This window comes from Acuticoccus sp. MNP-M23 (assembly GCF_031195445.1).
In the GTDB taxonomy this organism is placed as follows: domain Bacteria; phylum Pseudomonadota; class Alphaproteobacteria; order Rhizobiales; family Amorphaceae; genus Acuticoccus.
The window spans coordinates 563,046-585,964 of sequence record NZ_CP133480.1 but is presented as its reverse complement, the minus strand read 5'-3'; the positions used below and the strand labels follow the sequence as shown (position 1 = coordinate 585,964).

Here is a 22,919-nt window from a genome sequence, read left to right as displayed (position 1 = left end):
GTCCGCGCCGCCGCGCCCCGCGGCCGAACAATTGAACGGACGCGATGAGCGCTGAGACGATCAGGCTGGCCATTGATGCCATGGGGGGGGACGAAGGTCCGTCCATGGTGCTGCCGGGCCTCGACATCGTGTTGAAGCGCTGCCCCGAGCTGCGCTTCGACCTTTTTGGAGATGCCGAAAAACTGGACGGCGTTCTGGCCGCCTATCCGGCGCTGAAGGCCGCTTCGGTGGTCCACCATGCGCCGGTGGCGATCCCCATGGACGCCAAGCCGAGCCAGGCGCTGCGCATGGGGCGCAAGAAAAGCTCCATGTGGCTGGCGCTGGAATCCATGAAGACCGAGGGTGGCGCGAAGGCCATGGTTTCGGCCGGCAACACCGGCGCGCTGATGGCCATGGCGCTGTTTTCCCTGCGCCCCATGAAGGGCGTGGACCGGCCGGCGCTGGCGGCAATCTGGCCGACGGTGCGCGGCGAATCCATCGTCCTCGACGTGGGCGCCTCCATTGGCGTCGGCACGCGCAACCTCATCACCCATGCCATTCTGGGCGCAGCCATGTCTCGTGCGGTGTTCGGCATCGAGACGCCGACGGTGGGCCTCCTCAACATTGGCGTGGAGGAGGTGAAGGGGCTGGAAGAGGTTCGCGAGGCGGGCCAGGTCCTGCGCGGCCTCGATCTTCCATCCCTGCGTTACGAAGGCTTTGTCGAGGGCGACGATATTGGCCGCGGTGCGGTGGATGTGGTTGTCACCGAGGGTTTTTCAGGCAACATCGCTCTCAAGACGGCGGAGGGGACGGCGCGCCAGCTTGCAGCGTACCTGCGCATGTCCATCGGGCGAACGCTGCGGGCACGGCTCGGCTATCTGCTCGCCAAACCGGCTTTCATGCGGTTGCGTGACAAGATGGACCCGCGCAAGATCAACGGCGCCGTGTTCCTTGGGCTCAATGGCCTTGCCATCAAGAGCCATGGCGGTACGGATGCGGAAGGCTTTGCAAGCGCCGTGGAGCTTGCACACGATATGGTACGCAACGATCTGTTGCGCCGGATTGCGGCGGATGTCGCCGCCCTTGAGGAGACACTTGAGCTTGCAGACGCGGGTTGATTTCAATCGGCAGGGAGAAGGCAAGCCTTCTTCCGGGGCCGAAGATGGCGCGTCGCCGGCCAGCGCCGGCCGCCGCCCCATGTCTCGCGTGCGCGGCATAGGCGCTGCGCTGCCGGAGCGCGTTGTCACCAATCACGATCTGGAAGCGATCGTCGACACCACCGACGAGTGGATTGTCGGCCGGACCGGCATTCGCGAACGCCATATTGCGGGTGACGGCGAATTCACCTCCCATCTGGCCGAGCGTGCCGCGCGCAAGGCACTGGCAAGCGCCGGCTGCGAGCCGTGCGAGATCGACCTCATCATTGTGGCGACGGCAACGCCGGACCACACCTTTCCCGCCACAGCGGTTGTGGTGCAGGACCTTCTGGGCATCACCGGCGGGGTCGCGTTCGATGTGGGGGCCGCGTGCTCCGGCTTCGTCTTTGCCATGGCAACGGCAGATGCGCTGATCTCGGTCGGCTCGGCCCGCCGCGCGCTGGTGATCGGCGCCGAAACATTCTCCCGCATTCTCGACTGGGACGACCGCACCACCTGCGTCCTGTTCGGCGACGGGGCCGGCGCCGTGGTGCTGGAATCAACCGCGGACGGTGCGGATGCGGGCGCCTCCAAGCCGCGCGGCGTGATCGCCCACGCCATGCGGTCCGACGGGTCCCACCGCGACAAGCTCTACGTGGACGGCGGCCCGTCGACCACGCAGACCTCGGGTTTCTTGCGGATGCGCGGCCAGGAAGTGTTCCGCTTTGCCGTTCAGGCGACGGTGGATGTGGTCGAAGACGTGTTCACCCGGGCCGGGATGACCGCCGATGACATCGACTGGTTCGTGCCCCACCAGGCCAACAAGCGCATCATCGACGCGAGCGCCAGAAAGCTCGGTATTGCCTCCGAGAAGGTCGTGCTGACGGTGGCAGAGCACGGCAACACTTCGGCAGCCTCGATCCCGCTTGCGCTGGACCGTGCGGTCTCTGATGGACGGATCAAACAAGGCGATATCGTGCTTCTGGAAGCGCTCGGTGGCGGGTTTACTTGGGGTGCAGCCATCGTCCGGTGGTGAATTCGATCGGATGAGACTGGTATTTTGACAATTGACGGCACGTTAACCTTCAAATAACGTTTCACGGTGACGGAATGACGCAACTTCGCGCGCGTTTGGCTTGCCGCCGGGCGCGAACAAAGGCGGGCTGACAATATGGCAGGACGGACGATCACGAGAGCCGAGCTTGCTAACGCCGTTACAAAAAAAGTGAACACGCCACGGGCGGTTTCGGCCGAACTGATCGATCAGATCCTCGAAGAAATCGCCGGTGCGCTCGAAAAGGGCGAGTCGGTGCGCCTGTCTTCGTTCGGCACGTTCGACGTTCGGGCCAAGAATGAGCGCGTCGGCCGCAACCCCAAGACCGGCGAGGAAGTGCCCATCGCCGCGCGCCGGGTGGTGACGTTCCGGCCGAGCGATGTGCTGAAACGCTTCATCAACGCGATTGGCGGTAAATAGGCGCCGCCTAGCGCCGCGCGGACGTCCCGCGGCCCGACCGATTGTGCTTGTGGCGCCATGACCGACGAGACCGAATACTCCGGACAAGATGAGCAGGCGCCTGAGCCGCCCGAGCCGCGTCAGGCCGCTGCCCCGGCGACGGTGGATGCTGCTGCGCTGGCCCGCCGCCTCGACGTGCCATCCACGGTGCTCAGCTTTCTGGAAGGCCAGTTCCCCGAAATTCGCGCGCTGAAAGCCGATGGCCGGCGGCGGTATCGCGCCACTGATGCCGTGTTGCTGGCCGGCCTGGTGGATGCGCTTTACGGCGAGGGACGGGCGTTCCGCGAAGTGCAGCAAGAGTTGCGCTCCGGCGCCGGCCGGCAGCGGCTGGCGGCTCGGGGCGCGGCGCTGATTGGCCGGCCGCCCGAAACGCAGCAGGCGCCGGCCTCTGCAATTCCACCGGATGCGGTGGTGCGCCGAAAGGGGCCCATGCCGCACAGCCCGCCCCAGAGACCCTCCTCCCCCACGGCCGACGCAATCCTGCGCGAGCTGATGGCATGCGTGCGCGTTCTGGAAGCGGCCCGCGCCGAAGACACCTAGCCCCGGGGCAGGGGCCCGAACCATCGGGGCACAGCGCAACGCGCAGAACGGGACTCGACCGGCAGCGGTGGTATCGCTAGAGGTCCGGCAATCAGTTTCGGACCCTCCCCATGCTTGCCGCCTTCGAACGACCCGGCCGCTTTTATCGCGGCAATCTGCACTGCCATTCCACCCTGTCCGACGGTGAGCTGTCACCCGAGGCGGTCTGCCGGTTCTACCGCCAGAACGGATATGATTTCATCTGCCTGAGCGACCATTTTCTGGCCCGCTACGGCTTCCCCATCGCCGACACCATCCCTTTGCGCACCGACGGCTTCACCACCATCCTCGGAGCCGAAATCCATGCGCCGGCCATTGCCAACGGCGAGATCTGGCACATTCTGGCGGTAGGCCTGCCGGCCGATTTCGCACCGACGGGTGCGGACGAAACCGGCCCCGCGCTGGCGGCTCGCGCCCATGCCGCCGGTGCCTTCGTCGCCCTGCCGCATCCCGAGTGGTATGCGTTGACGCCGGCGGATGCCGCGACCATTGCCGATTTCCATGCCATCGAGGTCTTCAACGCCGACTGCGACTTCGAGTGCGCCCGCGGCGAGGGCAGCGCTTTGCTGGACCAGGTGCTTGGCGCCGGGCGGAAGATTGGCGCCATTGCGGTGGACGACGCCCACTTCTACCAGGACGAGGCGCCGGCAGGCTGGGTCCATGTGAAGGTGGAGGACAACGACCCGGACGCGCTTCTGGCAGCGCTCAAGGACGGGGCCTACTACGCGTCGCAGGGGCCAAAAATCGAGCGGATCACGCGCGAGGGCGACACGCTCGCGTTCGAGACGAGTGCGGTGCGCAGCATTCACCTTCTCGGGCCCGGCGCAAAGCAGGTGGGGGTGCGCGGTGTCGCCATCACCCGAGGCCGGCTGCCGCTGGCGAAATTTGCCGGCGCCTGGTGCCGTGCCGTCATTGTGGATGAGGCCGGCCGCAAGGCGTGGACGAACCCGCTGTGGCTCGACTGATCGCCCGATAATTGCCTACGGATTTGGCTGTCTGCGCTGGAATGCCGCCGCGCACGCCTTACATGGAGGGGGAAGCGCAGCGGATGGCGCGGCGGCCCGGAACGCTCATGTGAGGTTCCGCCCGGCCGCTCGGATCGCCGCCGACTGCGCCCATTCGGGAGATCACACGATGAACAGACGTATTGCCTATGCCCTGCTGATGGGCCTTGCCGCACCGTCGCTAGCGATGGCGCAGACCGCAACGGAACCTGCCGCCACGACGACCCCGGCGGCCGAAGCGCCGGCCGCCGCAACCCCGGCACCCGCCGCCACCGCGGAAGCTGATCGCGCCACAATGCCGGACGCCGATGTGCTGGCCGAGGAGCTGAGCGGCAACCTTGATGCGATGGAAGAGGTGGAGATCGGCAAGACGCGCTACGTCACCGAGCAGAGCGAAACCTCGCTGTTCTCCAGCGATATGGTCGGCGCAGCGGTCTACGGGATCGACGCGGAAAAGATCGGCGACATCAACGATCTGATGCTGGCTGGCGATGGCTCCGTGGAAGCGGTGGTGATTGGCGTCGGCGGTTTCCTAGGCCTTGGCGAGAAGGACGTGGCGGTGCCGCTCGACACGCTGGACATCGCGCTTGTGGACGGCGACTACCGGATCACCATTCCGGCCACCGAACGCGACCTGTTCGACGCACCGAGCTTTGCCCGGTCCGACGGCACGTCCAGCGACCGTCTGGGCGAATTCGAGCGCACCTACGAAAAGGCCCGCGCGGAAGCTGAAGCCGCTTACGAGAGCGCCCGCGAGCGGGCCAGCGAGCTTTACGACAACGCCTCCAAGGAGGCCGGTGAGCTCAGCGTGCGCGCACAAGATGAGGCCAACCGCCTGATCGAGCGTGGCCGTGCCGCCGTCAACGAGCTCAAGGCCGACGCCGAAACCTCAGACGGGGCCGAGACGGATGCTACCGTGACCGTGAAGCCGGCCGGCGAGGCCAACGTGACCGTGAAGCAGGCGGATGAGACCCCCGCCACGCCCGCAGCGCAGTAAAACACGCTCTGCCGGATGCGCCTTGAGGCGCATTCGGCAGCTCTGCCCGCAGACAGCGCGGGACGCTCTGCCTTGAAGGCCATCGGCCTGAAATGTGGAGGAATTTGAATGGTCGGAGCAGCAGGATTCGAACCTACGACCCCTTGACCCCCAGTCAAGTGCGCTACCAGGCTGCGCTATGCTCCGACTCTGGGGCCTAGCTAGCGCCTAATCGGCGCGGCTGCAAGCGCTTAAAACAGGGCGATGTGCGGTTCTCCGCAAACTTCGCAAACCTGGCAAGGCTGGATTAACCATCATGGTGCACGGTCGGGAAACCTGCCGATGGAACCTGCGCGATGATGACCAGTCGCTTCACCCTCTACATTCTCCTGACCATGGCCGTCTGCCTGACCGCGGTGACGCTCCGCCTCTCTGCACAACCAGCGCTTCAGGTGGACCTTTACACGGCCCAATCGCCGAGCGCCGCCGTGCACGAAAATGCCGTTGGTGATGCTGCCCGCAACGCCGTGCCATCTTCGGTGCAGGTCTCGCTGCACGAAATTTCGGGCAGGGGCCTCCGGCTGCGGATCCACACGGCCGATGTGGCGACGGCGCGGACGGTGGCTGCTGCGGTCCGCACGCGCCTAGAGGCGGACGGGATCACAACGCGTCTCGCGGTGGAAAGCCGGGCGCGGGGCGGGGCTGCGGTCTACGCCGCCACGCTCGCCGCAGCGGCGCTCATTTCCGGGCTGCTTGTCGTGCTTCTGGCGGCCGCCATCCGCGTCACCGGCTCGGCTATGAGCGAGGGCGGCGTTCGGCGCGTGCCGGCGGCGTCTGCATCCACTTGATCAGCGCGGCGATCGGAACAACCCAGATCAGCCCGGTAAACACGTAGTAGGCCAGCTGCACCCAGCCGCTGGTGCCCGGCAGGAGGCGCACTGCCAGAAGCATCACCGCAAAGCAGTAGACGATCAGGAAAACGACCGTCACCAGCGTGCCGATCAGCTTCTTCAACCGCACATTCATCGAAATCCAGACCCCGGTTTTGGCGGCCCGCGGTGCGGGCGATCACGCGTCCATAGCCCGAATGGCGGCCTTGCGCACACCGCGGCCGGCCGGCGCGACACTTTTTCCGCACCGGCGCCGCTTGGTTCCGGCGACTATTCGGGAGTAGAGCCGTGCTCATGATGGAAAATCGAGCGATTGTCTGGTGGCTGCGCATTGTCGGCCTGTTTGTGGTGGCGACACTGCTGGTGGGGGGCGCAACGCGGATCACGGATTCCGGCCTTTCGATCACCGAGTGGAAGCCGCTGCTCGGCGTGATCCCGCCCTTGTCGGAAAAAGGCTGGGAGGCGGCGCTGGAACTCTACCGGCAGATCCCCGAATATCAGCTCATCAACCGCGGCATGAGCCTTGCCGAATTTCAGGTCATCTACCTGTGGGAATGGGCGCATCGGTTGATCGCGCGCACCATCGGCCTCGTCTTCTTCGTGCCCTTCGTCGTGTTCTGGGTCCGCGGGATGCTGCCGGGCTGGTTCAAGCCCTGGGGCATCCTGCTCCTGGCGCTGGGCGGGCTGCAGGGCGCCGTCGGCTGGTGGATGGTGACATCCGGCCTCACCGAGCGTGTGGACGTCAGCCAGTACCGGCTCGCGGTTCACCTCTCGATCGCCTGCATCATCCTCGCCCTCACCGTCTGGCTGTCGGAGCGGTTGGCCGGGCGGTGCGGCCGCAATATCGTGCCGCGGGCCGTGCGCCTCACCGGCATTGCGCTGCCGTTCGCGATCCTGTGCCAGATTGCGCTGGGCGCGCTGGTTGCCGGCCTCGATGCGGGGCTTGCCAGCGACACCTGGCCGCTGATGGCGGGCGCGTTGGTGCCGGATGGCCTTCTTGCCATCACGCCAGCCTGGCTGAATGCTTTCGAAAACCCGCTCACCGTACAGTTCGACCACCGGATCGTGGGTTATGCGGTTCTGGCGCTGGCCGTGGCCCACGCACTGCTCGCCTTGCGGGCGCCGGCGGGTGCAGCGGCGGGGAGCCCGGCCCGGCAGGCCACGCTGGTGCTGGCGCTGGTGGCGGCGCAGGCGGTCTCGGGGATTTTTGTGGTGTTGCATCAGGTGCCGCCGGTGCTCGCCGGAACGCACCAGGTGACGGCGGCAATCACGCTGTGGGCCGCTGTCGTGCTTGCGGCGCGCCTTGGGAGCGCGCCGCGTGCCGTCGGTGTGGAGGCCGTCCCCGCGCGCTAGTCCTGATAAACGGGCAGCGAGCGGACATTGTCCTCGGTGATGTCGAGGATCAGATTGTCGCCTTCGATCGACAACAGGTTGATGTCGACAACACGCGTCACGTCATCGTCGGTGAGGAACCAGCCGGGGCCGTCGAACTCGATGGCGACGGCGGTTGCGGTGTTCTCGTTGGGGCCGAGCACCTCTTCCACTTCGCCAAGGTCCTCGCCATTGCGATCGACGAGGTCGTAATCGTCGAGCGCATAGATCGGGACATTGAGCGTCGGCAGCACGAATTCGCTGTCGAGTTCCACGAGGCCTTCAGCGTTGACGACGGGCGCCTCACCGACATCGCCGGCATCGACGTCGACGGTCTCGGCCGGGGACACGACCTCGACACCCTCGGGTGCCACGACGTCGACGCCATCCGGTGCCACGACCTCGACGTTGGTCTGCGCCAGCGCAGGGGCGGCAAGCGAGGTCATCAGGGCGCCGATCATGAGCGTACGGGTGGCGTTCATTGCGAAACTCCATTGTTGTTCATTAAAGGAAGAACGGCCCGGGCCCCCTTTGGTTCGGCGCTGTGCAAACGCGGCTTCGGCGCGCGACGCAGACAAGGCTTGAAATGGCCGCGTGTTTCGCGGCATGCGCTGCGCCATGACCGATAGCAGCATCGCCTCCTTCGCCCCGTTCGGCGACCCCCGCCGCAACGTCGTGACCCTCTCTGACGGGCGCGCCTTCGCCTTCGCCGCATTCGGCCCAGCCGGCGGCGTGCAGGTGGTGTTCCTGCCGGGGGCGGGGATGAGCGGCTCGCTCTGCCTTCCCGCCGCGGCGCTCGAGGCGGGCGGGCTTTCGGTCCGCGCCATCGACCGGCCGGGCCTCGGCCAGTCCGCCACCGATCCTGAAAAGTCGCTTGTCAGCGTGGCGGACGATGTTGCCGCGCTTTATGGCGGCGAACGGCCGGTGGCGGTCGGATATTCGCAAGGGGCGCCGTTTGCGCTGGCGCTGGCGGCCGCCGGCGTTGCCCGCGCGGCGCTCCTGGTGGCGCCGCAGGACGAATTGGCGCGCGAGGACGTGCGTGCCGCGCTGCCGCCGGAGATTGCAGGCTTTGCCGGCGCCATGAACGAGACGCCGGATGAGACCGAGGCGTTCCTTGCAGGCGCCGCCGATGCCGATGGCCTCGCCGCAATCATCGCGCGGACCGCGGCCCCGGCCGACCGTGCCCTCTACGAAGCCGAGCCGTTTGCGACGATGCTGCGCACCGCGCTGCGCGAGGGGTTTGCCGGGGGCGGCGCCGGCTATGCCCGCGACACCCGCGCCGCGATGACGCGCTGGCCGTTCGACCTTGGCGCGATGGCGGTGCCGGTCACCGTGATGGCGGGCCGCGGCGATACCAGCCCCGTGCATGCCGCAGAGGGGGGCGCGGGGCTTGCGGCGCGGATCGCCGGCGCCCGCCATGTCGTCATCGAGGACGGCGGCGGGGCCTTGCCATGGACCCATGCCGGCGACATCGTTGCCGAGATCCGCGCCCTCGTGCGCTGACGCGTAGCTGCGTTGCGGAAATAAAGCTGGCTTTCCGGCCCGGTTCGTGGCAACGCGGGCCTATCCAAAATATTGTTGGCAAAAGCTTCATGAATTCCGCACGCCGCGCTCTGCGCAACGTCGCCATTATCGCGCACGTTGACCATGGCAAGACTTCGCTGATCGACGTTCTCCTGCGCCAGTCCGGTTCGTTCCGCGACAACCAGCGGGTCGCTGAGCGCGCGATGGACTCAAATGACCTTGAAAAGGAGCGTGGCATCACGATCCTGGCCAAGGTCACCAGCATCGAATGGGAAAGCGACAAGACCCCGCCGACCCGCATCAACATCGTAGACACGCCCGGCCACGCCGACTTCGGCGGCGAGGTGGAGCGCATCCTCTCCATGGTCGATGGCGCCGTCGTCCTGGTGGACGCCGCTGAAGGGCCGATGCCGCAGACCAAGTTCGTGGTCGGCAAGGCGCTCAAGATGGGGCTGCGCCCGATCGTCGCGATCAACAAGATCGACAAGCCGGAAGAGCGGCACGAGGAAGTGATCGACGAGGTGTTCGAGCTGTTCGACGCCCTCGGCGCCACGGACGAGCAGCTCGACTTTCCTATCCTGTACGGCAGTGCCAAGCAGGGCTGGATGGCCGTCGACCCCAAGGACAAGCCTGAAGACACCTCGCGCGGCACGGCCCCGCTGCTCGACCTCATCGTCGAGCATGTGCCTGAGCCGAAGGTGGAAGAGGGCGAATTCCGCATGCTCGCCACCACGATTTCGGCAGACAACTTCCTGGGCCGCATCCTGACCGGCCGCATCACCTCGGGCGTGGTCAAACCGAACCAGAGTGTGAAGGCGCTTTCCCGCGAGGGCGAGATCGTCGAGATGGGGCGCGTCTCCAAGGTGCTCGCATTCCGCGGCCTTGAAATGACGCCGGTCGAAGAAGGCCGTGCTGGCGACATCGTGGCGCTGTCGGGCCTCCAGAAGGCGACCGTGGCCGACACCATCGTTGCCACATCCGTCACCGAGCCGATCCCGGCCCAGCCGATCGACCCGCCGACGCTGGCGATGACCTTCCGCGTCAACGACTCGCCGCTGGCGGGCAAAGAGGGCGACAAGGTGCAAAGCCGCGTCATCCGCAATCGTCTCCTGCGCGAAGCGGAAGGCAACGTGGCGCTGCGCGTGACCGACACCGATTCCGGCGAAGCGTTCGTGGTCGCCGGCCGCGGCGAACTTCAGCTCGGCATCCTGATCGAGACCATGCGCCGCGAAGGGTTCGAGGTGGGTGTGTCCCGCCCCGAGGTGGTGATGCAGAAGGCCGAGGACGGCTCGCTGATGGAGCCGATCGAGGAAGTCACCATCGACGTGGACGACGAGCATTCCGGCTCCGTCATCCAGAAGCTGTCCGAGCGCAAGGCCGATCTCGTCGAGATGAAGCCGTCCGGCGCCGGCCGCACCCGCGTCGTGCTCCACGCCCCGACCCGCGGCCTGATCGGCTATCAGGGCGAGCTTCTGTCCGACACCCGCGGCACCGGCATCATGAACCGCGTGTTCCACGAATACGTGCCGCACAAGGGCGCGATCCCGACCCGCCACACCGGCGTCCTGATCGCCAATGCGGACGGCGACGCGGTGGCATTCGCCATGTTCAACCTCGAAGACCGCGGGCCGATGTTCATCGAGCCGGGCACGCAGGTCTATCGCGGGATGATCGTGGGCGAGCACACCCGCGGCAACGACCTTGAGGTCAACGTGATCAAGGGCAAGCAGCTCACCAACATGCGCGCATCCGGCAAGGACGACGCGGTGAAGCTGACCCCGCCGATCCGCATGAGCCTCGAGCGCGCGCTGAGCTACATCAACGACTTCGAGCTGGTGGAAGTGACGCCCAAGAACATCCGCCTGCGCAAGATCCACCTCGACCCCAACGACCGCAAGCGCGCCGAGCGCAGCAGCGTTTCGGAAAACGCCGCCTGAGGCGAAGGTCGCCGGAAGGCCCGCTGCGTTGTCGGCGGCCTTCCAATTGGTGCTGCATCTGAAATAAAACGCCGCCCCGGATGCCGGGGCGGCGTTTTTTTTGTGCGTCCTGCCCCGGCGCGAGGCCGGCGCCGCTCAGTTGGCGATGGGGCTCAAGAGTTCGGGTGCCGTGACCAGGGCGCGCACGCCATGGGCGTGATCTTCGTTGAAGACGTTGTCGCCGCACCAGGTGTTGAGGCTGTTGATGTCTACCTTGGCGCACTGGGGCCGCACGCTCCAGGTCACGTTGAGCGGCGAGCACTGGGCCTCGGTGTAGGCGGGGCCGGTGGTCGATCCGGCGAAGACGACGGGGGTGCCCGTCCCCTCGGGCAGGGCTGCGGGCTGCGGCCGCGCGCCGTCGTCGCTGCCCTTGTAGCCGAAGGCGGTAAAGTCGGCCGCATTGGGGTCGTTGACGGCGAGGAAGACCTGCGTCTCGACCCGCAGTGTCGGGTTCACGCACATTTCGGAGGAGCAGGCGCCAAGCCCTTCGCCCGGCTGAACGTCGCAGGAGGTGTAGACCCAGTGCACCTCCAGCGTGTCTCCGGCTGCGATACCCTGACAGGCTGCAGCGCCGTTGCCTTCGACGCTTGCAAGTTCCGCTGCGGTCAGGCTGTCCGATCCCTCGCAACGGAAGCCGGGCTTGCTTGCGTCGGTGGAGGCGGTCTGGAAGCTGGGGCTCTTGTGCTCGGCACTGGCGTGGAAGTGAATGTTGCACAGGTTCATGGCGCTGGCCGCGGGTGCGGACGCGGTCGCGCTGAGGTTCGTCCCTGCCGCGTTGGAAATGTCACGCGGGGTCTGCGGGCCGAAGCCGACGCAAAGATCCTGCGCCAGAGCCGGGCTGGTTGCGGCGAAAATTGCCCCAGCGACAGCCATTGAAAAGAATTTGCCAGCCTGCGCCATATGTTTGTCCTCATTCCAATTCCACGCAAAGCTAGAGCGCATGGAGGTTGTGCGGCAAGGACAATGCGAAATTTTCGCCGTCGATAAGGCGCTCGAGCCGAAGGTCGGCCCGCGCATCAATTGCGCGGGCCGTGTTCGTCAGATCAGGCCGAGAGCGCCTGATCGAGGTCGGCGATGATGTCGGCGACATCCTCGATGCCCACCGAAACGCGCACCACGTCCGGCCCCGCACCGGCGGACTTCTTCGCCTCGTCGGCGAGCTGGCGGTGGGTGGTGGAGGCCGGGTGGATCACCAGGCTGCGCGTGTCGCCGATGTTGGCAAGGTGCGAGAACAGCTTGAGATTGGAAACCAGCGAGATGCCGGCGTCGTAGCCGCCCTTGAGGCCGAAGGTGAACACCGCGCCGGCGCCGTTGGGGCAGTATTTCTTGGCAAGGTTATGGTAGCGGTCGCCGGTGAGGCCGGGGTAGCTGACCCAGGACACCTTGTCGTGCCCGGCGAGAAACTGGGCGACCGCCAGCGCGTTCTCGCAGTGCCGCTGCATCCGAAGCGCCAAGGTCTCGATCCCGGTGAGAACCAGAAACGCGTTCATGGGCGACAGGGCAGGCCCGAGATCGCGCAGGCCAAGGACGCGGCAGGCGATGGCAAACGCAAAGTTGCCGAAGGTTTCGGCCAGAACCATCCCGTCATATTCCGGGCGCGGCTCGGACAGCATGGGATAGCGCTTGTCGCCCGCCCAGTTGAACGTGCCGCCGTCGACGATCACGCCTGCAATGGAGTTGCCGTGGCCGCCGAGGAACTTGGTCGCCGAGTGGACCACAATGTCCGCGCCATGCTCGAACGGGCGGATGAGGTAGGGCGTCGCCATGGTCGAGTCGACGATCAGCGGGACGTTGGCGTCTTTGGCGACCTTTGCAATGGCGTCGAGGTCGGTGATGACGCCGCCGGGGTTGGCGATCGATTCCACGAAGATCGCCTTGGTCTTCGGCGTGATGGCGGCGGCAAAGGAGGAGGGGTCGTCCGCGTCGGCCCACTTCACATTCCAGCCGTAGTTCTTGAAGGCGTGGGTGAACTGGTTGATGGACCCGCCATAAAGCTTGCTGGAGGCGACGAACTCGTCCCCCGGCTGCATCAGCGTGTGCATCACGATCATCTGCGCAGCATGGCCGGACGAGACGGCGAGGGCAGCGGTGCCGCCTTCCAGCGCGGCAACGCGCTCTTCCAGCACCGCGTTGGTGGGGTTGGTGATGCGGGTATAGATGTTGCCGAACGCCTGCAGGCCGAACAGGGATGCTGCGTGATCCACATCGTCGAACACGAAGGACGTCGTCTGGTAGATCGGCGTGGCGCGTGCGCCGGTCGTGGGGTCGGGCTGCGCGCCGGCGTGAATGGCGCGGGTGTTGAAGCCGGGTTGGTCCACCATCTGTCCTGTTCCTCCTGGGGCTATTGTTGCCCGCATTAAGGACAAGGCCGGACAGGCGTCAATGCAGCTGGTCGCCGCCGGCGCTGGCGAAGGCTGCCGGGCTTCAGGCCAACACGGCGTCCACCACGTCGGCTGCGCCTTCGGTTGCGGCGTGGGTCTGCCCCGGTACCGCGGCAAGGCCGGTGTCGGCAAAGAAGCGGGCGAGCTGGGCACGGGCGCCGCCGCCTTCCGTGTCGCGCAGCGCCGCCTTGATGAGATAGGCGCCGCCCGCGGTGAGGCCGAGGGCGCGCAGGAACGGGCTTGCCCCGGCGAGCGTAGCGTCCACGTCCGTGCCGAGCCTTTCGCGCAGCGTATCCGCCGCGGTGGCGACGGCGGCAAGGGCCGTATCGAGGGTCGCGGCGGCACCGGCAAGGTTGAGCGTGTTGTGCCCGCGGGCAGCGTCCGCAATCTCCTGCAGCTCGGCGAGATAGGCGGCAAGGACCGCGCCGTCCTCCATGGCGAGCTTGCGGCGCACCAGGTCGATGGCCTGGATCCCGTTGGTGCCTTCATAGATCGGGAAGATGCGCGCATCGCGGTAATGCTGCGCTGCGCCGGTCTCCTCGATGAACCCCATGCCGCCATGAACCTGCACGCCGAGCGAGGCCACCTCGACGCCGATGTCGGTGGCAAACGCCTTGGCGACGGGGGTCAGAAGGTCGGCCCGGGCGCGGTAGAACGGGTCGGTGCGGCCGCGGTCGATCGCAACGGCGCAGGCGTAGCAGATGGCGCGGGCAGCGCGCGTGGAGGCACGCATGGCAAGGAGCATCCGCTTCACGTCCGGGTGATGGACGATGGATGCAGCGCCCTCCTGGCCCGTGGCGCGGCCCTGCCGGCGTTCGCCCGCATAGGCCAGCGCTTGCTGGAACGCCCGTTCGGCAATGGAGGCGCCCTGGGTGCCCACCTGAACGCGCGCATTGTTCATCATGGTGAACATGGCGGCGAGGCCCTTGTTGGGCGCGCCGACCAGGTAGCCGACCGCCCCGTCGCCATCTGCCCCGTAGGCCATGGTGCAGGTGGGCGAGGCGTTGATGCCGAGCTTGCCCTCGATGCCCACGCAGGCCACGTCGTTGCGCTCGCCCGGCGCGCCATCGGCCCCGACCATGAATTTGGGCACCAGAAAGAGCGAGATGCCGCGGGTGCCGGCGGGGGCATCCGGCAACCGGGCCAGCACCAGGTGGATGATGTTCTCGGCAAGGTCGTGCTCGCCGTAGGTGATGTAGATCTTCTGGCCGAACAGGCGGTAGGAGCCGTCGTCCTGCGGTGTGGCGCGGGTTTTCAGGTCGCCGAGGTCCGACCCGGCGTTGGGCTCCGTGAGGTTCATGGTGCCGGTCCATCTGCCCGCAATCAGGTTCGGGAGGTAGCGCGCCTTGAGCGCGTCACTGCCGTGGGCCTGGATTGCCTCCACCGCGCCGATGGTGAGAAGCGGATTGAGCGCAAAGGCGGCGTTGGCCTGGTTCCAGATGTCGGTGGCGGCAACCTGAAGCGCCATCGGGAGGCCCTGTCCGCCATAGGCCGGGTCGCCGGTGAGCGAGCCCCAGCCGCCTTCGATCCACTGGTCGTAGGCCTCGCGCCAGCCGGGCGGGGTGATGATTTCGCGGCCGTCGCGGCGGGCGTGGGTGCGGTCGCCGATGGCGTTCAGCGGCGCCAGCGCCTCCTCGGCAAAGCGGCCTGCTTCGGTGAGGATGGCCAGCGTGTCGTCCGCGCCAAGGTCGCCGGCGGCGCCTTCGTTGCGGGCCTCGGCTAGCCCGGCCACCTCTTCCAGCGTGAAGACGAGTTCGGCGATGGGGGCTGTGTAGGCCATGGTGTCCGCCAGTTGTTGATTGTGAGCCGGGTTGGGCGCATTGGCGGGTCCGCCGGTCTGGCGGGGCTTGGCCAAGCACGCAACGATCATGACATAACGGTTCGGCTGCAAGGAGCAAGAAAAGCGGTGGGCGACACGGGGCGGACAATTGATGGCGCGGCCACGGGCGCGGTGGACGAGGCGGCAGCCTGCCTTGCGGCGGGCGGGCTGGTCGCGCTGCCGACGGAGACGGTCTACGGCCTCGCCGCCGGCGCTTCGAGCGCGGCGTCCGTGGCGCGCGTCTTTGCCGCGAAGGGCCGGCCGTCCCACAATCCGCTCATCGTGCATGTGGCCGATGTGGACACTGCGCGCGCCATCGGCATTCTCGGGCCGACCGGCGATGCACTGGCTGCCGCATTCTGGCCGGGGCCGCTGACGCTGGTGGCAATGCGGCGGGACGGTGCAGCCATTGCCGAAGGGGCGGCGGCAGGCGGGCCGACGGTGGCCCTGCGCATGCCAGACGCACCCTTCATGCGCGCCGTCATTGCAAAAACGGGGCCGCTGGTCGCGCCCAGCGCCAACCGCTCCGGCCGCGTCAGCGCCACCAGCGCCACCGCGGTGGCCGACGAACTCGGCACGGCGGTGGATCTGATTGTGGACGGCGGGCCATCGCCCATCGGTGTTGAATCCACCGTCGTCGACATCACCGGCGTGCCGCGCATCCTGCGTCCGGGCGCGATTGGCCGCGCCGCGCTGGAGGCGGTGGCCGGGCCGCTTGCCGAACCGCAGGTCGCGGCGGCGGGGCCGCTCCGCTCGCCCGGCCTCCTTGCGTCCCACTACGCGCCGCGGGCAAAATTGCGGCTGGATGTGGAGCCGGCGGACGTTCGCCCCGGCGAAGGCTGGCTGGCGCTGGGGCAGGCGACCAGCGATGCTGGCGAGGCACACACCGTCCGCCTCTCGCCAGGTGGCGATCTCGACGAGGCGGCGCGCGGCCTTTATGCGGGCCTGCGGGCGCTGGACCGCATTGGCGTTGCCACAATTGCGGTCTCGCCGATCCCGGCCGAAGGCATCGGGATTGCGCTGCGCGACCGGCTGGGCCGGGCTGCCGCCCCGCGTCCGCCCGAAACACCCGGCGGCGAGACCGGGCTGGACATCAACGCTGCAACCGATCCCCGAACAGAGGCAGAAGAAACCGGATGACGCTGATCTACACGGACCCGCTGTTCGCACGGCATCAGATGCCGCCGCGCCATCCGGAACAATCCGCCCGCATGGCCGCGGTGCTGGACGCGCTTGCAGCCTCGCGGTTCGACGGACTGGAGCGGCGCACCGCAACGCCCGCATCCTACGAGGCCATCGCCCGCGTCCACCCCTCGTCCTACCTCGACCGGATCACCTCGTGCATTCCGGAAACGGGCATGATCGCGCTCGATCCCGACACCCACATGGGCCCCGAATCCTGGGATGCCGCGCGTCTTGCCAGCGGCGCTGCCATTGCAGCGGTGGATGCGGTGGTGGGGCTTGAAGCGCCCAACGCCTTTGTGGTGGCCCGCCCGCCCGGCCATCACGCCGAGCGGACCACGGCCATGGGCTTTTGCCTCATCAACCATGTTGCCGTTGCAGCGCGCCACGCGCAGGCCGTCCACGGCCTTGGCCGGATCGCGATTGTCGACTTCGACGTTCACCACGGCAACGGCACGCAGGACATCTTCTACGACGATCCCTCGGTGTTCTACGGCTCCACCCACCAGTCGCCCCTTTATCCGGGCACCGGCGCGGCGGGGGAGCGCGGCGCCGGCAACATCCTCAACGTGCCGGTCGATGCGGGTACGGACGGGGCGGCCTACCGCCCGCGCTTCCGCGACACGATCGTCGCCGCGCTGGAAGACTTCCGGCCGGAGCTCATCATCCTGTCGGCCGGGTTCGACGCCCATGCCGACGATCCGCTGGGCGGCATGGGGCTGGTGGAGGACGATTATGTGTGGATCACGCACCAGATGATGGACGTTGCGGCGCAAACGGCCCATGGGCGCCTCGTTTCGGTCCTTGAGGGCGGGTACGATCTCTCTGCCCTCGGCCGAAGTGCTGCGGCCCATGTTGGCGCGCTGGCGGGCGTTTAGGAGGACCAATGGCCAAAGCCAAGGAAAACACCGCAAACCCGGTCGACGACCTCAGCTTCGAGGCTGCGATGGGCGAGCTGGAAGCCATTGTCGACAAGCTGGAGCGGGGCGACGTCCCGCTGGAGGAAAGCATCGCCTTCTACGAGCGCGGCGAAGCCCTGAAAACGCGCTGCGACGCACTCCTGAAGAACGCTGAAATGCGGGTGGAAAAGGTGCGTCTGAAGGCTGACGGCAAGCCGGATGCGGCAACCCCTGTCGAGCCCCTCGACGACATTCCTTTCTAGGGCCAAAATCCCAGCGGGATGGCTGCGCCTTCGCCGTTTCGGGCGGGGCCTGCGCAAGGCTATCCCGGCGCATATCTGCCGGTGCGTTTTCGGCTCGACAGCGCCCTCGGCGACAGGTAACCGGGCGCAGGATTCGAGCCCGGGAGCTGATGGTGATTGCGGCCACAACAAAAGTCTCCCTGGGAGGCGCACTGAAGCCGGTTACGGCGCTGCTCATCGGCACAGCGCTGCTGTATCTCGGCTATGGGTTGCAGACGACGCTGGTGCCTCTGCGCGCCGAGGCCGAAGGCTTCAGCCAGATCACCATCGGCCTTCTGGGCGCGGCCTATTATGGCGGCTTTGTCGTCGGCTGCCTTTTTGCCCCCTACGTCATCATGCGCGCAGGCCACATTCGTGCGTTTGCGGCCATGGTGTCCTGCGTGTCGGCGGCTGCGCTGGTGTTCCCGCTTGCGGTGGGCGAGGTGCAATGGCTGGTGTTTCGCTTCCTCGTCGGCGCCTGCATTTCCATCGTGCTGGTGATTGTGGAGAGCTGGCTCAACGAGAAGTCCAGCGCCGAGACCAGAGGCGCGGTGATGAGCACGTACATCATCATCACCTATGGTGCGATCACCGTCGGGCAGCTCGGCGTCACGACCCAGCCGCTGGATGGATTTGCGCTCTTCTCCCTCTGCTCGATCCTTTTGTCCGTGGCCGCGGTGCCGGTCGCGCTGACCCGGGCCACCCAGCCAGCACCGATCCCCAGCGTGCAGTTTCGACCTGGCCATCTGTGGCATCTTGCGCCGGCCGCCTTCGTCGGCGCCTTCGCCTCGGGGCTGATGATCGGCTCCGTCCTGTCGCTGAGCGCGGTGTTTGCGGTGGGCAGCGGCTTCACCACCGGCGAGGCCGCGGTGCTCGCCTCCGCCGTGGTGCTGGGCGGTGCGTTGGGCCAGTATCCCTTCGGCCGCACGTCAGACTATCTGGACCGGCGCCTTGTGCTCCTCGTCAGCGCCGGGGCGTCCGTCACGCTCGCCATTTTCCTCATGGCAGCGTCGGCCATGTCGTTCACGATGGTTGTGTCGCTCGGCTTCGCCTTCGGTTTCGTGACCTTGCCCAGCTATTCCCTTGCGGCGGCGCATGCTTACGACTGGACGGAGCCGCATGATCTGGTGGAGGTCAGCGCCGGCATGAATCTCCTGTTCGGCGCCGGCTCGACCGTGGGACCGGTCATGGCGTCGGTCGCCATGATCGTGATGGGGCCGAGTGGCCTTTTTCTGGTGGCGGCGATTGCTGCGGGTGGTCTGGGTGTATTCATCGGACTGCGGATCCTTGTGCGCCGCCGTCCGGCCGACGCCATCCGCACCGATTTCGACCTTTACGCCACCGCCGCGCTTGGCGCCGTGGTGCCGGGCGAGATCGAGGAACTGGTCGTGAGCAGTGATGACTCAGATGACGATGATGTCGCTGCTGAACCCGCTACGGTGGACACCGCGCCCGCCGAAGCCGATATGAAGCTCGAGACGGAAAAGGCGGATTGATGCGTATTGTTCGGTTGGTGCTCTGGGCACTGGTGATCATTGTCGGCGCGACGACGGCTGGTGTCTGGGTGGGGAAGACCTACCTGGTGCCCGAGGGGCAGCCTGCGGCCAGCAACAACATTGCCGCGGCATTCTCCCGTTCCCGCTACGAAGACGCTGGCGGCCCGTTCAGCCTGACGGACACCAGCGGCAACACCGTCACCGCCGACGACCTGCGCGGCAAGCCCGTTGCCTTCTTCTTCGGCTTCACCCACTGCCCGGATGTGTGCCCCACGGCGCTGCTTGATGCCGCCACATGGCTCAAGGAACTCGGCGAGGATGCGGAGAAGCTGAACATCGTCTTCGTCAGCGTTGATCCCGAGCAGGACAGGCCGGAGAATCTGGGCGCCTACGTGAAGGCGTTCGACCAGCGTATCATCGGCCTCACCGCCGACACTCCGGAAGAGATCCGCGACGTGGCGGAACGCTACAATGTGAAATTCGAGAAGGTACCGCTCCAGAGTGGCGGCTACACCATGAACCACACGTCCGACACGCTCCTCTTCGATGCGGACGGCAAGTTCGTGGACTACATCCCGTTCCTGTCGCCGCAGATGCGGCAGAACACCGAGGTGCTGGAGGCTCAGGAGGCGCAGACCATGCAGGCCCTGCGCAGCCTGATCAGCGGATGACGGTCGAGGCTTCCCTCGGTATCGCCGCGGGGACGTTCATCCTCGCACTGGGCGGTGCGCTGTGGTTCTTCGCAGGCGATGCGGTGTTCACCGCCATCACTGCGTTCGGCCAGCTCATCTGCGCTTGAGCCAACGGGTGCGCGGTCCCGCCACTGTCCGGCGCTGACGGGGTGCGTCTCGATCAACTCCTCGTCATGCGCGGCCTTGCCCGGACCCGCAGCCAGGCCCGCGAGGCGATCCTGCGCGGCGCCGTGCTGGTGGAGGGCGCCCCGGCCCGCCGTCCCGGCCAGAACGTGGCCGAAAGCGCAGCACTCACCGCTGAAGACGACCCCTATGTCGGCCGCGGCGCCCACAAGCTCGTCCATGCGCTGGATACCTTCGGCCTCGACCCCGCGGGCGCCATCGCGCTCGACACGGGCGCATCCACCGGCGGCTTCACCGAGGTGCTGCTGCGCCGTGGTGCCGCCCACGTGACGGCGCTGGATGTGGGGCACGGCCAGCTTGCGCCGTGCCTTGCCGAAGACCCGCGCGTGACGGTGATGGATGGGGTGAATGCACGCTTGCTCAGCTCGGAAGACCTTGCCCGCAAGCCCGACTTTCTCACCTTCGATGTCAGCTTCATCTCGTTGACGCTGGTCTTGCCGGCCGTGCTTGGCACCGCTGCGCCGGGCGCGCGGATGGTGGCGCTCGTCAAGCCGCAGTTCGAGGTGGGGCGCGCAGAAATCGGCAAGGGCGGGATCGTGCGCAATGCCGATGTGGCGTTCGCCTCTGTCGAACGTGTAGAGGCTGTGGTCACGGCCGCCGGATTTTCAGTGTTGGGGCGCACGGCGTCGCCCATCGAAGGGGGCGACGGCAACCGCGAATGGCTGATAGCAGCACAGGCGACATGAACGAACCCGGCAATGCCAGCGCCCCGGCAGACCAAGCGGTCGTCGGGCTGGACGATGCGGGTGACGGCATTCTGGAACATGGGGGCCGCCCGGTGCCGCTGGCCATCCCCGGCGACCGCGTCCGGCGCGGGGAGGGGACGGCGGTGATCGAGCCGCTGTCGGCGAACCGGGCGGAGCCACCCTGTCCGCTCTTCGGTGTTTGCGGGGGCTGCCGGCTCCAGCATCTGGGCGATGCGCTCTACGCCGAGTGGAAGCGCGGCCGCCTGTTGACGGCGATGGAACGGCAGGGGCTTGCGGCGCCGGTGGCACCGATGGTGCGCTCGCCGCTGGCCAGCCGCCGCCGGCTGACGCTCACGGCGAAAGGCGGGAAGGTGGGCTATTTTGCCCGCGGCACCCACGACATCATCGACGTGCCGGATTGCCCGGCCCTTGCGCCGGCGCTGAATGCGGCGCTGCCGGCTCTGCGCGATATTGCACGCACCGCCGCCGGCCAGCGCGGCGAGGCCCGGCTTGTGGCAACCCTGTGCGCCAACGGCATCGACGTTGCGCTGGCCGCTCCCAAGGCGCCAAAGCCCCAACGCGCGCGCAAGGGGCGCAAACCGCGCGTCCTGCAACCGTTGCGCATCCTGGCCGATGACCCGGCGATCGTGCGGGTTCTGGAGGGCGACGAGATCCTGTTTGCCCGCGAAACCCCGCATGTGCTGTTCGGCGGGGTGCCGGTGGAGCTGCCGCCGGCGGCCTTCCTGCAGGCAACGCTGGAGGGCGAGCGGGCCCTGACGGAGGCTGTGCTTGCCGGCGTTGGCGATGCGCCCCGCGTGTTCGACGCATTTTGCGGCCTTGGCACCTTCACTTTGCCGCTGGCCCGCCGCGCGTCCGTCCTGGCGGTTGATGGCGATCCGCCAGCCATTGCCGCGCTGGATGCGGCGGTGCGCCAGGTGAGCGGCGCCAAGCCGATCACCGTGAAGCGGCGCGACCTGATGCGCGATCCACTCAATCCGGTGGAGCTGAATGCGTTCGATGCGGTGGTGTTCGATCCGCCGCGGGCCGGCGCGAAGGCGCTGGCTGATGCCCTTGCCGCGTCGGACGTGCCGCGCATCGTCGCGGTCTCGTGCGAACCGTCGACGCTTGCCCGCGATTGCGCAATTCTCACCGCAGCGGGCTATAGGATCGAGACGATCACGCCCGTGGATCAATTTGTGGCGACCGCCCATCTGGAGGCCGTCGCCGTCCTGCGGAGGGACTGAATGACCCCGGTCGAACGTCTTGCCCTGCGCGCGCGCTTCAGCGTTGCGCAAGCTGCCCGCGTGGGCTGGTACGCCAGCCAGAGCCTTGCGGCCACCAGGCTCGCCTCGAAAGTCGGCCGCACCCTGCCGCCGGTGCCCAAGCCCACCATCGCGGCACCGGCCGGGGTGCCGCCGCGCGCCGTGCTCCTGCGCGAGGTGCGGGCGCTTCTGGCGCGGGACCTCGCCAACGTGGAGGCGGGCCTCTACCCCATGCCCCACGATGAGCCGGAGGGGATTGCCGGCCTTTTCGAGCAGCGCGCCAGATATCTGCGCGATGTGCCCGAAATCGTCCGCCGCCGGGCCGAAGGCGCACACCAGGAGGTGGACCGCTCAGAAGGCAAGCGACCGCGCTACTACATGCAGAATTTCCATTTCCAGACCGATGGCTGGATGAGCGAAGAGTCCGCGCGCCTGTATGAAACGCAGGTGGAGACGCTGTTTTTCGGCGCCGCGGCGGCCATGCGCCGGCAGGCGCTGGTGCCGGTCGCCGAGCGCGCTGCAGAGGTCGACCAGCGCACCTTGCGACTGCTCGATGTGGCCAGCGGCTCCGGGGCGTTCCTGCGGGACCTCGCCACAGCGTTTCCGCGCCTGCCGGTCATCGCCAGCGATCTGTCGGAGCCTTACGTGGAGCTTGCGCGAGGACGGCTCAATCCGGCGGCCCGTGGTGGCGCCGTGGTGGCGCCGGCAGAGCGTTTGCCGTTTGCCGACGGTTCATTCGATATCCTCACCAACATTTATCTGTTCCACGAACTGCCGCCCAAAGTGCGGCCTCTGGTGGCGGCGGAGTTCGCCCGCGTCCTCAAGCCGGGTGGCCGGGCCGTGGTTGTCGATTCACTGCAAAGCGGCGATACCCCGCTTCTCGACGGGCTGCTCGAGCTGTTTCCACAAATGTTTCATGAGCCCTACTACCGATCTTACTTGACGACAGATTTCGATCAGTTATTTGCTGCTGCGGGACTTGAAGTGGAGGCGAGTTGGTCTGCCTTTGTGTCCAAGGTGTTTGTTCTACGCAGGGTTTAACCTTGCGTATCGCAGAGATTGCTAAGCCGACTGAGTAAATTCGAGCGTG

Annotated in this window: 23 protein-coding genes, 1 tRNA gene and 1 pseudogene; 19 read left to right on the top strand and 6 right to left on the bottom strand. The window is 67.1% G+C overall.

Annotation, left to right across the window (positions count from 1 at the left end):
* Nucleotides 1-44 precede the first annotated feature (44 nt).
* The 6 genes and pseudogenes from plsX (at nucleotide 45) to RDV64_RS02745 (ending at nucleotide 5,208) form a co-directional block, all read left to right on the top strand.
* Nucleotides 45-1,097 (top strand): phosphate acyltransferase PlsX, encoded by a 1,053-nt coding sequence (gene plsX / locus RDV64_RS02770; RefSeq protein WP_309197761.1) that lies wholly within the window; start codon nucleotides 45-47, stop codon nucleotides 1,095-1,097.
* A gap of 79 nt (nucleotides 1,098-1,176) precedes the next feature.
* A complete protein-coding gene (locus tag RDV64_RS02765; RefSeq protein WP_309197760.1) occupies nucleotides 1,177-2,151 on the top strand; it encodes a beta-ketoacyl-ACP synthase III in 975 nt (324 codons plus the stop codon).
* A gap of 123 nt (nucleotides 2,152-2,274) precedes the next feature.
* Nucleotides 2,275-2,589 (top strand): annotated as a pseudogene (locus tag RDV64_RS02760) (integration host factor subunit alpha); the annotation flags it as partial.
* Between the two features lie 57 nt (nucleotides 2,590-2,646).
* On the top strand, nucleotides 2,647-3,168 hold the full coding sequence (locus RDV64_RS02755; protein ID WP_309197759.1) for a hypothetical protein: 522 nt from the start codon (nucleotides 2,647-2,649) through the stop codon (nucleotides 3,166-3,168).
* Between the two features lie 110 nt (nucleotides 3,169-3,278).
* On the top strand, nucleotides 3,279-4,172 hold the full coding sequence (locus RDV64_RS02750) for a CehA/McbA family metallohydrolase (protein WP_309197758.1): 894 nt from the start codon (nucleotides 3,279-3,281) through the stop codon (nucleotides 4,170-4,172).
* Nucleotides 4,173-4,341: 169 nt separating this feature from the next.
* Nucleotides 4,342-5,208: a PRC-barrel domain-containing protein gene (locus RDV64_RS02745; RefSeq protein WP_309197757.1), complete on the top strand. Its 867-nt coding sequence runs from the start codon at nucleotides 4,342-4,344 to the stop codon at nucleotides 5,206-5,208.
* A 109-nt stretch (nucleotides 5,209-5,317) separates the two neighbouring features.
* On the opposite strand, the gene RDV64_RS02740 is transcribed toward RDV64_RS02745, so the two are convergent.
* Nucleotides 5,318-5,394: transfer RNA gene (locus RDV64_RS02740), tRNA-Pro, on the bottom strand.
* Between the two features lie 149 nt (nucleotides 5,395-5,543).
* Between RDV64_RS02740 and RDV64_RS02735 the strand changes: the two genes are divergently transcribed.
* Nucleotides 5,544-6,035 carry a hypothetical protein gene (locus tag RDV64_RS02735; RefSeq protein WP_309197756.1) on the top strand — a complete coding sequence of 164 codons (492 nt, stop codon included), beginning with the start codon at nucleotides 5,544-5,546 and terminating at the stop codon, nucleotides 6,033-6,035.
* On the opposite strand, the gene RDV64_RS02730 is transcribed toward RDV64_RS02735, so the two are convergent.
* Nucleotides 5,983-6,201 carry a DUF2842 domain-containing protein gene (locus RDV64_RS02730; RefSeq protein WP_309197755.1) on the bottom strand — a complete coding sequence of 73 codons (219 nt, stop codon included), beginning with the start codon at nucleotides 6,199-6,201 and terminating at the stop codon, nucleotides 5,983-5,985. The genes RDV64_RS02735 and RDV64_RS02730 overlap by 53 nt on opposite strands.
* Nucleotides 6,202-6,371: 170 nt before the next feature.
* On the opposite strand from RDV64_RS02730, the gene RDV64_RS02725 reads away from it, so the two are divergent.
* Nucleotides 6,372-7,430, top strand: a complete 1,059-nt coding sequence (locus tag RDV64_RS02725) for a COX15/CtaA family protein (RefSeq protein WP_309197754.1) — start codon at nucleotides 6,372-6,374, stop codon at nucleotides 7,428-7,430.
* Here RDV64_RS02725 and RDV64_RS02720 read toward each other — a convergent pair.
* Nucleotides 7,427-7,930 (bottom strand): PRC-barrel domain-containing protein, encoded by a 504-nt coding sequence (locus tag RDV64_RS02720; RefSeq protein ID WP_309197753.1) that lies wholly within the window; start codon nucleotides 7,928-7,930, stop codon nucleotides 7,427-7,429. The genes RDV64_RS02725 and RDV64_RS02720 overlap by 4 nt on opposite strands.
* Nucleotides 7,931-8,066: 136 nt before the next feature.
* Between RDV64_RS02720 and RDV64_RS02715 the strand changes: the two genes are divergently transcribed.
* Entirely contained in the window at nucleotides 8,067-8,951 is an 885-nt protein-coding gene (locus RDV64_RS02715; protein WP_309197752.1) for an alpha/beta hydrolase, read from the top strand.
* Nucleotides 8,952-9,040: 89 nt separating this feature from the next.
* On the top strand, nucleotides 9,041-10,909 hold the full coding sequence (typA, locus tag RDV64_RS02710) for a translational GTPase TypA (protein ID WP_309197751.1): 1,869 nt from the start codon (nucleotides 9,041-9,043) through the stop codon (nucleotides 10,907-10,909).
* Between the two features lie 135 nt (nucleotides 10,910-11,044).
* Here typA and RDV64_RS02705 read toward each other — a convergent pair whose 3' ends face one another.
* The 3 genes from RDV64_RS02705 to RDV64_RS02695 all read right to left on the bottom strand — a co-directional run bounded on the left by RDV64_RS02705 (nucleotide 11,045) and on the right by RDV64_RS02695 (nucleotide 15,109).
* Nucleotides 11,045-11,821, bottom strand: coding sequence for a delta-class carbonic anhydrase (locus tag RDV64_RS02705; protein ID WP_309197750.1), 777 nt, complete (start codon nucleotides 11,819-11,821; stop codon nucleotides 11,045-11,047).
* A gap of 170 nt (nucleotides 11,822-11,991) precedes the next feature.
* A complete protein-coding gene (locus RDV64_RS02700; protein ID WP_309197749.1) occupies nucleotides 11,992-13,269 on the bottom strand; it encodes an O-acetylhomoserine aminocarboxypropyltransferase in 1,278 nt (425 codons plus the stop codon).
* 103 nt (nucleotides 13,270-13,372) lie between these two features.
* Nucleotides 13,373-15,109, bottom strand: coding sequence for an acyl-CoA dehydrogenase (locus RDV64_RS02695; RefSeq protein WP_309197748.1), 1,737 nt, complete (start codon nucleotides 15,107-15,109; stop codon nucleotides 13,373-13,375).
* A 126-nt stretch (nucleotides 15,110-15,235) separates the two neighbouring features.
* Here RDV64_RS02695 and RDV64_RS02690 point away from each other — a divergent pair, with 126 nt between their 5' ends.
* From RDV64_RS02690 to RDV64_RS02650, 9 genes are all read left to right on the top strand, one after another.
* On the top strand, nucleotides 15,236-16,288 hold the full coding sequence (locus RDV64_RS02690; protein ID WP_309197747.1) for an L-threonylcarbamoyladenylate synthase: 1,053 nt from the start codon (nucleotides 15,236-15,238) through the stop codon (nucleotides 16,286-16,288).
* A complete protein-coding gene (locus RDV64_RS02685; protein WP_309197746.1) occupies nucleotides 16,285-17,208 on the top strand; it encodes a histone deacetylase family protein in 924 nt (307 codons plus the stop codon). The genes RDV64_RS02690 and RDV64_RS02685 overlap by 4 nt, the downstream gene beginning before the upstream one ends.
* 8 nt (nucleotides 17,209-17,216) lie before the next feature.
* On the top strand, nucleotides 17,217-17,492 hold the full coding sequence (locus RDV64_RS02680) for an exodeoxyribonuclease VII small subunit (protein WP_309197745.1): 276 nt from the start codon (nucleotides 17,217-17,219) through the stop codon (nucleotides 17,490-17,492).
* Nucleotides 17,493-17,641: 149 nt separating this feature from the next.
* On the top strand, nucleotides 17,642-19,006 hold the full coding sequence (locus RDV64_RS02675; RefSeq protein ID WP_309197744.1) for an MFS transporter: 1,365 nt from the start codon (nucleotides 17,642-17,644) through the stop codon (nucleotides 19,004-19,006).
* Nucleotides 19,006-19,677, top strand: a complete 672-nt coding sequence (locus RDV64_RS02670) for an SCO family protein (protein WP_309197743.1) — start codon at nucleotides 19,006-19,008, stop codon at nucleotides 19,675-19,677. Before RDV64_RS02675 ends, RDV64_RS02670 begins: the two co-directional genes overlap by 1 nt.
* A complete protein-coding gene (locus RDV64_RS02665; protein WP_309197742.1) occupies nucleotides 19,674-19,805 on the top strand; it encodes a hypothetical protein in 132 nt (43 codons plus the stop codon). Before RDV64_RS02670 ends, RDV64_RS02665 begins: the two co-directional genes overlap by 4 nt.
* A gap of 42 nt (nucleotides 19,806-19,847) precedes the next feature.
* The gene (locus RDV64_RS02660) at nucleotides 19,848-20,567 is read left to right on the top strand and encodes a TlyA family RNA methyltransferase (RefSeq protein ID WP_309197741.1); all 720 of its coding nucleotides are present in this window, start codon (nucleotides 19,848-19,850) and stop codon (nucleotides 20,565-20,567) included.
* Nucleotides 20,540-21,811, top strand: coding sequence for a hypothetical protein (locus RDV64_RS02655; RefSeq protein WP_309197740.1), 1,272 nt, complete (start codon nucleotides 20,540-20,542; stop codon nucleotides 21,809-21,811). The genes RDV64_RS02660 and RDV64_RS02655 overlap by 28 nt, the downstream gene beginning before the upstream one ends.
* Nucleotides 21,812-22,870 (top strand): class I SAM-dependent methyltransferase, encoded by a 1,059-nt coding sequence (locus RDV64_RS02650; protein ID WP_309197739.1) that lies wholly within the window; start codon nucleotides 21,812-21,814, stop codon nucleotides 22,868-22,870.
* Nucleotides 22,871-22,919: the final 49 nt, after the last annotated feature.